Origin of the sequence: Flavobacterium luteolum (assembly GCF_027111275.1) — a bacterium.
Classification (GTDB): domain Bacteria; phylum Bacteroidota; class Bacteroidia; order Flavobacteriales; family Flavobacteriaceae; genus Flavobacterium; species Flavobacterium luteolum.
On sequence record NZ_CP114286.1, the window covers coordinates 3,387,145 to 3,399,791 of the forward strand.

General features: G+C 40.4%; 10 protein-coding genes. 4 read left to right on the forward strand and 6 right to left on the reverse strand.

What is annotated here, in order from left to right:
- Positions 1 to 19: 19 nt before the first annotated feature.
- Both mgrA and OZP10_RS14440 read right to left on the reverse strand, forming a co-directional pair.
- Positions 20 to 1,015: an L-glyceraldehyde 3-phosphate reductase gene (gene mgrA / locus OZP10_RS14435; RefSeq protein ID WP_281631491.1), complete on the reverse strand. Its 996-nt coding sequence runs from the start codon at positions 1,013 to 1,015 to the stop codon at positions 20 to 22.
- 19 nt (positions 1,016 to 1,034) lie between these two features.
- On the reverse strand, positions 1,035 to 1,475 hold the full coding sequence (locus OZP10_RS14440; protein ID WP_281631492.1) for a GlcG/HbpS family heme-binding protein: 441 nt from the start codon (positions 1,473 to 1,475) through the stop codon (positions 1,035 to 1,037).
- A gap of 154 nt (positions 1,476 to 1,629) precedes the next feature.
- On the opposite strand from OZP10_RS14440, the gene OZP10_RS14445 reads away from it, so the two are divergent.
- The 4 genes from OZP10_RS14445 to OZP10_RS14460 all read left to right on the forward strand — a co-directional run bounded on the left by OZP10_RS14445 (position 1,630) and on the right by OZP10_RS14460 (position 4,493).
- A complete protein-coding gene (locus tag OZP10_RS14445; RefSeq protein ID WP_281631493.1) occupies positions 1,630 to 2,253 on the forward strand; it encodes a Crp/Fnr family transcriptional regulator in 624 nt (207 codons plus the stop codon).
- Between the two features lie 39 nt (positions 2,254 to 2,292).
- Positions 2,293 to 2,775: a VOC family protein gene (locus OZP10_RS14450; RefSeq protein WP_281631494.1), complete on the forward strand. Its 483-nt coding sequence runs from the start codon at positions 2,293 to 2,295 to the stop codon at positions 2,773 to 2,775.
- Positions 2,776 to 2,888: 113 nt separating this feature from the next.
- Positions 2,889 to 3,299 carry a helix-turn-helix domain-containing protein gene (locus OZP10_RS14455; protein WP_281631495.1) on the forward strand — a complete coding sequence of 137 codons (411 nt, stop codon included), beginning with the start codon at positions 2,889 to 2,891 and terminating at the stop codon, positions 3,297 to 3,299.
- 18 nt (positions 3,300 to 3,317) lie between these two features.
- Positions 3,318 to 4,493, forward strand: a complete 1,176-nt coding sequence (locus tag OZP10_RS14460; protein ID WP_281631496.1) for a glycoside hydrolase family 88 protein — start codon at positions 3,318 to 3,320, stop codon at positions 4,491 to 4,493.
- A 373-nt stretch (positions 4,494 to 4,866) separates the two neighbouring features.
- Here OZP10_RS14460 and OZP10_RS14465 read toward each other — a convergent pair whose 3' ends face one another.
- The 4 genes from OZP10_RS14465 to OZP10_RS14480 all read right to left on the reverse strand — a co-directional run bounded on the left by OZP10_RS14465 (position 4,867) and on the right by OZP10_RS14480 (position 12,600).
- Entirely contained in the window at positions 4,867 to 8,277 is a 3,411-nt protein-coding gene (locus OZP10_RS14465; protein ID WP_281631497.1) for a PIN domain-containing protein, read from the reverse strand.
- Positions 8,267 to 8,650, reverse strand: a complete 384-nt coding sequence (locus tag OZP10_RS14470) for a hypothetical protein (protein ID WP_281631498.1) — start codon at positions 8,648 to 8,650, stop codon at positions 8,267 to 8,269. Before OZP10_RS14470 ends, OZP10_RS14465 begins: the two co-directional genes overlap by 11 nt.
- 651 nt (positions 8,651 to 9,301) lie before the next feature.
- The gene (locus OZP10_RS14475) at positions 9,302 to 9,877 is read right to left on the reverse strand and encodes a hypothetical protein (protein WP_281631499.1); all 576 of its coding nucleotides are present in this window, start codon (positions 9,875 to 9,877) and stop codon (positions 9,302 to 9,304) included.
- Positions 9,878 to 9,882: 5 nt separating this feature from the next.
- A complete protein-coding gene (locus tag OZP10_RS14480) occupies positions 9,883 to 12,600 on the reverse strand; it encodes a hypothetical protein (RefSeq protein WP_281631500.1) in 2,718 nt (905 codons plus the stop codon).
- Positions 12,601 to 12,647: the final 47 nt, after the last annotated feature.

The following is a 12,647-nucleotide window of genomic DNA, read 5'->3' on the forward strand; positions in this document are numbered from 1 at the left end:
CAAATAGTTAATAATGTATTTATGTAAGTATAGTGTTTATCAGCTGCAGCTCATCTGCGGAGAAGGCTGTGTTCTTCAAGGCTCCAATTGAATCCAATACCTGTTCGGATTTGCTTGCCCCGATAATCACTGATGTTATGCGTTCATCTTTCAGCACCCATGCCAATGCCATCTGTGCCAAGCTTTGGCCACGTCCTAGGGCCAATTCGTTCAGTTTTCGGACTTTGGCAATATTTTCCGGTGTAATGGCGTCTTTCTCGATTGCGCCGTTGCCGCGATTGGAACTTGCGCGGGAGCCATCCGGAATTCCATCCAGGTATTTATTGGTCAGCAGTCCCTGGGCAAGAGGAGAAAATGCAATTGCTCCGATTCCACTGCGATCGAGCACTGTGAGCAGCTTATCTTCGATTGTTCTTTCCAGCATTGAGTATTTGGGCTGGTGAATTACGCATGGAGTGCCGAGTTCGGCCAGAATAGTGTTTGCTTTTATCGTCTCTTCAGGGCTGTAGCTTGATATTCCCACATACAGCGCTTTGCCCTGGCGCACGATCTGATCCAGAGCAGCCATTGTCTCTTCCAAAGGGGTATTCGGATCGGGTCTGTGGTGGTAAAATATGTCTACGTAATCCACCCCAAGGCGCGAAAGGCTTTGGTCCAGACTGGCAACCAGATGCTTCTTAGATCCCCAATCTCCATATGGACCATCCCACATCGGCCATCCAGCTTTGCTTGAAATAATAAGTTCATCCCTAAAGGGTTTGAAATCCTCCCTGAATAGCTTGCCAAAGGTACTTTCGGCTGAACCTGGAGGGGGACCATAATTATTTGCAAGATCAAAATGGCAAATGCCGTTATCAAAAGCTGTATGTAAAATGTTTCGGGCATTCTCGATGCTGTCAATAGCACCGAAGTTATGCCACAGTCCTAAAGAAAGAGCAGGAAGTACTAGTCCGCTTTTCCCGCAACGGCGATATTCCATTTTCTGGTATCGGCTGGAATCTGGTTGGTAATTCATGTTTTTGGTTATAATTGGTTTAAATGTTTTTAAATGCGAGTGATACAATCTCAAGGTCGCTTTCCCCCGTAAATCCGCTGAAACCTACGGAAAGCTTTGTGCCGTCTGAAAGCGTTATGGGCTGTCCGCCTTTCCATCCTATAAGATCCGGCGCTTCAATTCCATTTGCATTTTCCTCTACTATATTGTTGAAAACCATTTTTTCATAATCGCCCGTTTTGACTCCAGTCAGCCAGACCTGGCTTGCTTTTGTCCACGCTACCTTAAAGGAGTTTCTCATACGGCTCTTATCCTTTCCAAACATGCGTCCATAAACGACACCTGTGTTGTCAATAATGCATACCGCCACATTACCATTTGCGATTTTTTTGTCTTCAGGAATCTCCAAATAATCGGAAATTCGGTTTTCAATCCCTAATAGCCCTAAAAAAATTTTCAGTTTAAGAAGATCATTTTCCATTGTTTTTTTTAGTTTTTAAATGTTAGCTTGCAAATATTGATCTTTTTAATTTCTAAATTCTTAAACTAGATCAAGAAATGAGAACGTTTAAATGTTATATCTTTACAGTTGCACTTTTTCTAAATTATTCACTATGTAAAAAACTTATTATCAAATGTTTGAGCAAATTCGACAGTATCTTACAAGAGCTACCAACCTTACGGAAGATGAAATTAAAATTTTTGAGAATAGTCTCGAGCTGAGAAGAATTCCAAAGAAAACCCTGCTTTTGAGCGCAGGTGAAGTGTGCAATTTCGAGGCATATATCAATAAGGGATGTATCCGCGAATATTTTATAAACAGTGCGGGAGCCGAGCTGACTCTGCAGTTCGCTACCGAGGACTGGTGGGTGAGCGATATTACAAGTTTTGAAGATCAGACGCCAAGCGACATGTATATCGAAACTCTGGAAGATTGCGAACTGCTGGTATTGACAAGACAGTCAAAGGAAAAGCTGATCAATGATGTTCCGAAGCTTGAAAGGATGTTCCGTCTGATGATCCAGCGGCATTTGACAGCGATGCAGAAGCGCCTGTTTAGAATGGTTTCTTCGGCGGCTATGGATCAGTATGTTGAATTCCTGAACCGATATCCTACAATCTCCAAGCGTGTGCCGCAGCAGTATATAGCATCCTACTTGGGAATCACCCCCGAATTTTTAAGCAGATTGCGCGCAAAGCAGATTAAATGCGGAAATATCAGCCCGATGCTGTTTCTTTCCTTATTGGCTGGAGTTTAAGAGCAAAAATTAATAATTCCATATTTTTTACTAAAAATCATGAATAGAAGAATCGTTGAATTAATTGCCACCATAGTTCTTATCCAAATTTCCGTACAAGCGCAAAGCGAAAAAATCCAGGAAACGGCAAATCAGCAAGAAACAGCTGTGTTTAATGTCCAGAGACTGCAATGGAGCGCCGTTGAGCTTGATGAGAATCAATATAAAGCCATGTATAATCAGGCAAAAAACGTCTTTCATCTCAAAATTTATGTCGATGAGCCTAATTTTTCGGTTTTTGGTTTTCCAAACGGCAGCCTGTATGAATTGTATGGGCCCGGATCACCTCAAAGGCCATGGAAGAATGGTGTTGATGGATTTGCTGTGGGATTTGCCGTGAATGATATACAGGCAGCAGTGAAGGAGCTGAAAAAAGCAGGAAATGAAATTTTAGGAGATATACAATCGGCCGGACCGGACTATAAATATCTATTTTACCGTGCTCCTGACGGGAGGGTCTATGCGGTATCGCAGAGCAAATGATCGGACATATCGAAATAATAAAATTCTGCTTATTCCAGTTTGCATGGAATTTGTAATTGTTTGCAATTATTTAGGCACAAATGAACTTCGTGCCCGAAATCCCTTTTGTATACATGAAAGATAAAACTTTAAAACCAAAAGCTGATATAGAAATTACGCACGGTTTCAAGTCCGCCTGCCGGATTACCGGTATTTTTTTGATACTTCTTGAAGGGCAGTTTCCCTTAAAGAGCCGCACTGAGACGCTGCGGTTCAGATCGGCGCAGGATTTTGCAAGATGTCTGAATGTCCATCCAAATTCCTTGAACCGTGCTGTGAAGCAGGCCTCGGGGCTGACCACTACTGCGCATATTGGGCAGAGGATCGTTTCCGAGGCAAAAAAAATGCTGCTGGAGACCGTATGGAGCATTTCTGAAATTTCAAGTGTGCTCGGCTTTGAGCATCCTGCACACTTCAGTTCCTTTTTTAAAAAAGCTTCCGGAAAGAATCCTAAATCGTTCCGCGAAGAGCATTTTAATTATTAACTACAAATACTAAACCAAATGACCCAAAAAATCAAAATCACTATAATGGCTCTGTTAATCGCAACAGGGGCCAGTGCGCAAGACAAGAATTTACTGGATATCCGAAAACAGCTTGATTACTGCGCCGTACAGGCCTCAAAGACACTGCAGGTCATCCCAGAGGACGGTACTTCGCCAAGGACTGTTCCCAATGGGAGCAAAGAGTGGAAATTTGTAGATTACAAGGATTGGACCAGCGGATTCTGGCCGGGTGAATTATGGCTGCTTTATGAAGCTTCCAAAGATAAAAAATGGGAAAAAGAAGCTGACAAATTCACACGCTATCTGACTCCATTATCGATAAGCACAACGGCGGACCATGATTTGGGCTTTCAGGTTTTCAACAGTTTTGGAAACGGCTACCGTCTGACAAAGAATCCCCAATATAAAGAGATCATTCTAAAAACTGCTGATGTCCTTGCAGGGCTTTTTAATCCCAAAGTCGGAACAATCCAGTCATGGCCGCACAATAAAATGGGCGGACACAACACAATTATCGATAACATGATGAATCTGGAGCTGCTTTTCTGGGCTTCCAAGAATGGCGGAGATAAGAAGTTATATGACATTGCCGTTCAGCATGCTAAGACAACAATGGCCAATCATTTCAGGCCAGATTATTCTGCCTATCATGTATTGATCTACGATTATGATTCGGGGAAAAAGATAAAAGGGCAGACGGCTCAGGGATACAGCGACCAGAGCATGTGGGCAAGGGGGCAGGCTTGGGCCATTTACGGTTTTACTATGACCTACAGGGAGACAAAGGACCCAAAGTTTTTGGATTTTGCACATAAAGTGACACGCGTTTATCTCGATAGGCTAAAAACGGAAGATCTGGTGCCATACTGGGATTTTGATGCTCCGGATATTCCCAATGCACCGCGAGATGCCGCAGCGGCGGCAATTGTTTCTTCCGCCCTTTTGGAATTGAGCACGTTTACAAAGGATAAGGCCTTAAAAAAAGATTATCTGGCAAAATCATCAAAAATGCTTGCTTCGCTTTCCAGCCAATATCAGAGCCGTGATCAAAACTCTGCATTTCTGCTTCATGCCACGGGACATAAGCCGGCAGGCAGCGAGGTAGACTGCTCGATCAACTATGCGGATTATTACTACCTGGAGGCACTCTTAAGGCTTCAAAAACTGAAGTAGTCCTTGGCCGATAGGCTTTTTACAAGCGCTGGTATTGCGGGTCCAAAAAGCTTTTTTTAATGGATTTTTAATTGACAGGTGTTCAGCGGATTTGAATGTTCATTTAAAATGAACGATTAAATATAATGAACATTACAGAATGAAGACCGGAAATTATTGCCAATACACTTATGCCTTTTTTGATCGATTAGGTGGAAATCGACTTCAGTTCCATTTCCGAAAAGGGAGGCTTTAAGCGCTTTGCCATATCATTGCGAGCTTTTGGCGCCTAGATAGCAGGCGGCACTCATAAAGCTGCTCGCATTCCGCCATAAAAGCGGACAGGCATATTTTGATGAAATGCACTGCTGCTTTTTATGGCAGAAAAGGAGATTTATTGCTTTGGCGGCGGTTGTTGGAAAAAGCTCGCAAATACGGCAAATACGTTCGTCTGCAAAGCACCCAGCAGCTTAAAGTCTGCATTGAGCTGTCTTGACAGGTCAATTACTACTTCTTTGGGCATACCGTACAGGACCCTGCTGAAAACTGTACCGGCATATCGGTTTTTCTTGTCAATTGGGATAGAGGGGATAGTATAAATTTCCTTCAGGAACTTGCTTACGGTAACCACTATTTTAGGATTGTCATGCGTGGTGTAGGTCAGGTTGTCAAGACAGAGGTTATATTGATTCTCACCACCTCCCAAGTAGCGGAAAAATTCTTCCTTTAAAGTGTCCAGAGTTATATTGATGCCGATATAGTTCGATTGCAAAAGAAATTTGTAGAATTCGGTTCCGCACTTCTCAGGGTAGAACTGCAACAGGTATTTTTCAGGATTAACGATGGCACCTGCATATTTTTCGACTCTGGCATGCATAAACAAGGTCGTGTCGCTGCTTATAACCCTGTGGTTCTCACGCTGGGCCAAGTATATATAATCGGTCAGCACTTTCATCACTCCTGTAAACCTATCGTCATTGCTAAGCTTTGGAAGAGTGTTAAGCTTTTCGGCAACATGATCTACGGTGCAGTTTTTCTCTATCCACTCCAAAAGGGAGGCCAGGAACAAGATCTTTTTCTGGCTGAAATCTTCGGGAGTTTCAAATTTTCGCACCAACTCCGGTGTGATCTGCAGCGTCATTGATGATGCAGGCGAGTTCTTGAGTTCATAAATCTCCTTTTCTAACTTATCCTTGAGATAAAATGAAACCGCAAAATTATGCTTGAAGGCAAAACCCTGCTTTTTTTCCAGAGCGAAAAAAAGCATAAGGGAACTGAAGTCAAGTACGTAGATTATTTTATTGTCGTTTATATCCAAAGGCCTTGCAAGAGCAGAGGGCACCGTCGTAAATTTTCCTCCCTTGTTTGCTGTCAGGTGCATATAAGCATCAATATAGTTGCTTCTGAAGACTGCCCGTGTCACTTCAGTAAAGCCAGTCCGGTAGTTGTAATAATCGTCTAGAGCTTTTTCTTTTATTTCTGCATTTTTAGTTCCTTCTTCCCCAAATTCAGATTTTAGGAAATCAAGCAATTCCTTAGGATCTGTAGGAACCTCTATGGATTCAAAACCCAGTTCATTCAACGGATTTGCCGCTTCATCCTGGATATCGCGAAACAGTTTCATTCCGTCATTTAGGATTTCCAGAATCTTGATATTGTGGAGCTTATTGGAAACGCCGCTAGGCGCCGTAAATTCTTCTCCCGGTTTTCTGCCTATGAACATACCCTGCGTGCCGAAGTCCCTTTCGATCTTCTGGTGCATTTTTTTTTCGCCGATCAAGTATGTAACCCAGCTCCCGATTTCAACCTTGTCATATGAGATCAGAAATTGGTCTTGTCTTATAAAGACGTGGCTGCCAATATAGTTTCGTCTGGCAATGGTATTTTGGGGATTCGATGCAAGATTGTATAAGATCTTGAAGCCTTTTTCAGGATCGGCCTCGGTTCTAAGCAATATCACTGCCAGGGTTACGCCAAAATTTTCATTTTCTATTTCCCATGTTATTTTCTCTGCAATTTCTTTTATTCTATTGATATTGCCGGATCTTTCAAGTCGGGCAACATATTCTAATATGTAATCTTCGTTATTAGGAAAACATTCATAGAGGTACCCGTCAATAGCCTCAAGTTCCTGGAGGTCGTTGATTTCAGCATATAAATTATGCTCGCAGTTGAGAAGCTGCTGATCGGGAGCTTTTGCGGTAATCCTCCAAAATTTCAGAAGCTCCAATAGTTCCATGTAATGGCCGGTTTCCTGGTCGTTCCTATCGTGCAGCTGATCGTAAAGCAGTATGATGTAAAATCGCAGATGGGGGTTTATAGCAGTTTTGTCAACAAAGGAATTCAGGAATTCTATTGCTTCTTTTCTTTTGCCCAGCGCGTTGAGGTTTTCGGCGATAAGGCTTTTCCACTGGCTGTCAAAATTTGGAAAGTCCTTAACCTGAATTAATTCTTCATAAATTTTTTCCGGCTCTTTTATTTCCAGATATCGGGTCGAAAACGTAATCGACAATAGTGCTTTCAGCTCATCATTCTTAAAATCCTTTGCCTTTATTTTTTCCAGCTGCGCCTGCAATAGATCGTCACTTTCAATATTGAGCAGAATATTTGCAAAAGAGCTTAAGATATTAAGTCCCGCTTTTTCCTCTATGATGTCGACAGTGTCGAGATAACTGCCGAATACGTCAATTATCTCGGAACTTCGCCCCGTTAGCTTATAAAGTGCGCTCTTGAAAATATAGAATTCGCTGTTGAGGTCATTTCCTGCCGCCTCATAGTCATCCAGGCATTTAAGGGCTGCGTGGTATTCCTTATTATGGTTCAGCACCTGGCAATAACAGAAGGCGTAGGTCCATAATTTTTCATCGATTTTTGGAAAAACCTTTTTCAGCAATTCAAGATTTTCCTTGTCATTTGTCAGAAGGTAGCGGAAATAGCCAAGGAAGAACTGCTCATGAAGAATAGAATCTTTTATCTCCGTATCCTGCAGTTTGTCCACATATTTCTGCAGCAATGCTGCGCTGTCCATAATCAGAGGATTGTCAGGAGCACTAAATTTTTCTCCGCTGATATATCTTATTGGCTGTTGGCTGAAGACTTTTGTAACTGCAAGATCTGCAGCAAGCCGCCATGCTTCCACTGCACTGAAGGTCAGTTCTTTATATTTTGAAAAATCGAGGTTAAGCGTCAAACCGTACTGCTGAAGCTCTGCAAGACTATAGAGTTTGGCGGTCTGGACAACATGCTGGACAAGAGCAAGCTGAAAATTATATTCTTCGCGGACAACTTTGGGAATAGTGGGAAGAAATGCAGCAAAATCTTCAGCGGTTGTTGCCTTTACATACCACGCTGCGGTATTAAACTCCTCTTCAGTGAGAATATCATCAGCGAGTGCAACAGCTTTTTCCTTCAGATCAATATTGAGATACTCTACGCATGCCCTGTCACGCAGAACAGCATCATTATTGTTCAAAGAATAGGCCGCTACAAAATCCATTGCAACATTTTCGTTTGAAAATTCGCTGAGTTCCCTTTTGCAGGCCCCTTTTAGATAGCTTATTTTGCTTAAAATCTTATCTTTTTCAGGTTCGTTATGCTCCTTGACCCGGTTTTCGAGTTTTTCCAGAAGGCCTAATGCAGTTCTTATTTTGAACTGATTGGTCAAGTCCTCTATATTTCTTAGCTGTTCCCTGAACTCGGAAAGGAGGTGGGACAGGCCTAGGAATATATTTGAAACGTACTTGTCGCCAATGTGAGCTTCTCCTTCAGAAATTATGGTCCCCTTATTTACGTTTTTATCCCCCATAATTATCCCCAATCTGAACATTGCCGCCGCTGTTGATCGTACCGGTGTTCACATTTTTGCTGTTTGAAATATTTGACGTCACATTCAGGACCTTATTGTAAATTTCCTGCAGGTATTTCTCCGCCTCAGGATTGTCTTCAAGATCCCTTTCAATTGCTGCCTTGACGGCATTCAGCCTTGCAGGGCTGTCGGGTTTCTCCTGAAGTTCTATAAGTTCATTATTGGCTTTGCCACCCTTTTTGAAAAGGCCGGTGAGCCAGCTGAAAGCATTTTTTGACAGCTCTTCCACAGAAGTGTCAAAAAACTTCTCAAGACCTTTTTCGGCCAGCTGTTTTGCTAATAATGTTACTGCTGCTGCGGTTAATGGCTCCATAATTTATTAAGTTTTAAATTTAGTGGTTGATTAAAAAAATGAAATATCTTATGACCAGGATCTCTTGACTGGCCACCTAATAATTGTCATTTTTCAAATTTAAAAAATTCCGATTATATTCTTAATACCTGTGGGAGAGATTGTTTAATTATGCTGAAAAAATGAAATGAGCAGTGATGCAAAATGAAATTTACATTTTTACTTTCTTTTTTAAGGTAGGAATCAGCTTTTTTTGGTCGCTGAGGACATTAATGAAGCGATCCTGGAGGAAGCCATCATCAAAAAATGCAGTTCGTTAGTTCTTAAAATTGTGATTTACAGCAGGAATGCCGGTTATAGACCGCGCAAAATTAATATTGCATTTGCAGGGAAATTAAAAAAATGTTTGGGAAAACGCAATGGAGCAGGAGCTTTTGGCGCTATACTGGAATTCTGAATTTTCAATATTTGGTTTTTACATGTATTTGGCAATCTAATAAATATAAAAAACAGGCGAGACAGCTGTTTTTATATAATTTTTTAAAATGAGAAAATGAATTGACTGAACAGTTGATTTTGATTTTATCAAATAATCCGTAGTAGGTCGAAAATCATGGATTGGTGCCTACCTTATTTTTTTCTTTTATTTTTCTACAATAAGCAAATCAATCATTATTTAGCCACTTTGACGTACGTGTACATAGACAGGTTGATCGGTCTGGTTTCCGTCGAGATTCTTGGCGCGCCATATCCTTTATCAACAGTTCCTGCGTCCATATTATCAGTATGTGTCCAGTGTCCCCCTTTGTATCCATTTATGCCTTGTGGTTCATTTATGCTCTGGAAAGACAAAGGAGTATGGCCGTGGCCCTGAAACGAGTCATACTGCAATGTTCCTACTAGTCTTGCTGCATCGGGATCAGAGCCGACCCCCAGATAATTGCTGCATCGGATAAATTTGCCTTTTGCATCCGGAAGCCTTTTTCCCTCGGGCAAAATATTCAAATCAAACCCTTCACCCAGTATCTTATATAGTTCGGTGTTTTGGTCCAGTTCCCTTCCATCCAATAATACCCAAACTCCTTTCTGAGTCTTATTGAATAATTCCGGTTTTAGAAGGGACTGTTTTATCGTGCCGATATCCTCATAGTCTTCAACAAACAATGGGTTTGTATTTATCTTCAAAATTGTGAATGACAGCAGTGCCAAAGCAATTATTGGCAGAGAAATTAGATTTATTTTTTTCATATTGGTTATTTTAAAAGTTTAAGATTTATAAAATTATTTTCGTTCATTTTCTCAACGATATCGTATTTTACTACCTTATTCACGACTTGGGCCATATTTTCATACAGCAGTTCCAAGTAGCTTGGATACATAATTCGGTTTTCATAAACATATTCAAACGGCGGCAGCGGAAGGATGATTGGCTTGGTGGAGAGGTCAATGCCTGGAATGTTTGTCGGCTTGATAAATAGTGCAATGCTGTTTGCTCCTTGACTATCAGTTCTTCCCAGTTCATAACGGCCATTTGCAAAATCCCTGTTAAAGTCCTTTAATAGGGCATCATATTCATCATTTTTGCAATCACAGCTCAATAATTTATTCAGCTTTTCTGCATGCAAATTTTGCTGATGGATGTAGCCGTAAAGTATGCTGTTTGAAAGATTTGCTTTTACGTAGTAGTTTTCAGAAGATATAATTTCATATATTTTCTTCTTTTCAAAAACATTGAATGAAGGCTCTTCAATATGTTTTCTGACATAGCTTATAATGGGAATGCCTGCAATAATATTGGTTTGCAGGATTGCAGTGCGGTTTTCCTTTAAGATGTTCTCGAATTGTATTTTTAAGCTTTTATTTTTGTTGGCATAATTGATGTCTTTTAGTACACTTTCGGCAGGAATGCTGTAATTATTGGAAATTGAGGAAGATGAAAAATAAAAATAGGGCTCAAACAATGAAGTGAAATTTGTAAGTGTTATTAAGGCTTGCGGATAAATTAGCTTTTTAATATCCCATTTTATTTCAGGAAAAATATCTTTCGAGTAATTGGCTGGGGCATTTTCTTTCAACTTCAGCATTTCGCTAAAGTCATAGATGTAAGTGATTGAATTCTCAAATTTTTTAAGATTTCCATCACCGTAGATATTGCTTGCCATCTCCAGCATTGGCGTATATATCTTATATTCCCAATAGCTCTCTTTATCATAATTATTAAAATGCAGGAAAGGTTTGGAATCTATTGATTTGTTTTCAGTATTGTTGTATGTAATGTCTACAGTATTTTTTAGCTTCTGGTTGCCATTATACAATTGTTTTAAAGTACTGATCTTAGTAGCCTTTTGCAAGTCTGTCCAAAGAAAACCATATCCAGTTATATTTTCCTGTTTCAGCCCTTCAGTTGTCTGTGCATATATCAATCCTGTCATATTATTTACATCAGTTTGTATCTTATCCAGTTTTTCTTCAATTATGTCAAACCTTTTTTGATTCTCCTGGTGCAGATCGATTGTAAGGTTTCTAAATTCAGTCAGATTTTTGCTGAGAGCATCCAGCTTATCATTTATCTGGTCAAGCTTTTTATTGACGATCGCAAATTGCTGCATAATTGCATCAAATTCAGGATTTGGTTTTGGTCCTCCGCCAAATAAAGCGAATGCTCCGTTTACTGCCTGAAGCCCCGCTACAGGATTTCCTGTATAATAAGCCATAGCGCCTCCAGCAATCACTTCGCCTACAGCAAGTATCTTTGAAGCTTCCTTATAGTCTTTGTCCGATAGTCCTAAATTACTTGCCAGAGTCAGAACTTCTCTTCCGGTGGCTAATTGATATTTGATATCTTCAATTGTCTGTATGTTTTCCAATCTCTGCTTCTCTTTTTGGTAGGAAGAATTGGATTGATCATTTTTATACCTCAGATCCAATAGCTTCATTTTGCCGGAAGTATTGACATTGTCGTAGAGGACATCTGCAATGACATCTATTTTAAAGGTGTTCTCGCTTATCAGCTGCTTATTTTCGAAAGCCAGCTGGTTAAGCTTTTGGATATCACTTTCTATTTTGCCTATTTTGCCGGTGATTTTTTCAATCTCTGCTTTGTTGCTTTCAATCTTTTCCCCATTTTCTTTTATCTCCTTCCTCATTGCATCAATATCTGATTGCTGCTGTTGAAATTTTTGAGTGACGCCTTCGCTGTACTTTTGCAGCGCAACTGCATTTTCTTTGACTTTTTCCAGGACAAGCCTGTCGAATTCAATAGTTTTGCTTTCCAGATCTTTAAGCTTGCTGCCTATATCGGATTCTAAATTTTTCCATTGCGCCTGATTTTCATTTTTTAGGGAGTTGAATCTGTCCTCATATTCCTTCCTGTTGTTTTTTATGAACCCTAGTATGACTTCATCCACTTTTGGGGCAATTATCTGATAGTCTTCCATCTTCAGGCTATTTTTAAAAACCTGGATTTCGTTTTTAAAATCATCAAGACTGGCATCGAAAGTCAGACCGTTGTCAGTTTGAAGCGTTTTTTTAGTATTTGCTTCAAAAGAATCAAGAATTGCATTGTTGAATTTTTTAGCAAAATTTTCTTCTTTATTGCTTTTAAAATTGTCCAAATCTTGATATATCCATTCCTTTAGAGGGCTGGTGATTATCGGAGCCGCAGGAACCAGATTAATAAACTCTACGGCACTTTCCGTACCGATTTTGATGCTATTTGCCTGTGATTGCAGCCGTGATTTGCTTTTTTCGTACTTGAGCCGCAGCACTTGATATTCTCTGCCAGCCTGCTCTCGGTAAAAATCCTTATCTGGCGCCTTGAACTTGATGGAAGTTCCGGTAAGATACTTTTTATTGTCCCAAGGCATTTCATCGACGCTTTGCGCTGTAATGCCGTTTGACAAGCAAAGGAAGAAAACAAGCTTTGCCAAAAAGTATCTTGTGATGTGATAACTTTTAGTTTGTCTAATCATGTTAATCAGTTATTTATATTTGTCTATGGGTTACAACTATTCCAACT

What these genes read in the sequence shown, in the direction of transcription:
- OZP10_RS14460 (WP_281631496.1), top strand. Translation starts at nt 3,318, where the DNA reads ATGACCCAAAAAATCAAAATCACTATAATGGCTCTGTTAATCGCAACA.
- mgrA (WP_281631491.1), bottom strand. Translation starts at nt 1,015, where the DNA reads ATGAATTACCAACCAGATTCCAGCCGATACCAGAAAATGGAATATCGC.
- OZP10_RS14475 (WP_281631499.1), bottom strand. Translation starts at nt 9,877, where the DNA reads ATGAAAAAAATAAATCTAATTTCTCTGCCAATAATTGCTTTGGCACTG.
- OZP10_RS14455 (WP_281631495.1), top strand. Translation starts at nt 2,889, where the DNA reads ATGAAAGATAAAACTTTAAAACCAAAAGCTGATATAGAAATTACGCAC.
- OZP10_RS14465 (WP_281631497.1), bottom strand. Translation starts at nt 8,277, where the DNA reads ATGGGGGATAAAAACGTAAATAAGGGGACCATAATTTCTGAAGGAGAA.
- OZP10_RS14445 (WP_281631493.1), top strand. Translation starts at nt 1,630, where the DNA reads ATGTTTGAGCAAATTCGACAGTATCTTACAAGAGCTACCAACCTTACG.
- OZP10_RS14440 (WP_281631492.1), bottom strand. Translation starts at nt 1,475, where the DNA reads ATGGAAAATGATCTTCTTAAACTGAAAATTTTTTTAGGGCTATTAGGG.
- OZP10_RS14470 (WP_281631498.1), bottom strand. Translation starts at nt 8,650, where the DNA reads ATGGAGCCATTAACCGCAGCAGCAGTAACATTATTAGCAAAACAGCTG.
- OZP10_RS14480 (WP_281631500.1), bottom strand. Translation starts at nt 12,600, where the DNA reads ATGATTAGACAAACTAAAAGTTATCACATCACAAGATACTTTTTGGCA.
- OZP10_RS14450 (WP_281631494.1), top strand. Translation starts at nt 2,293, where the DNA reads ATGAATAGAAGAATCGTTGAATTAATTGCCACCATAGTTCTTATCCAA.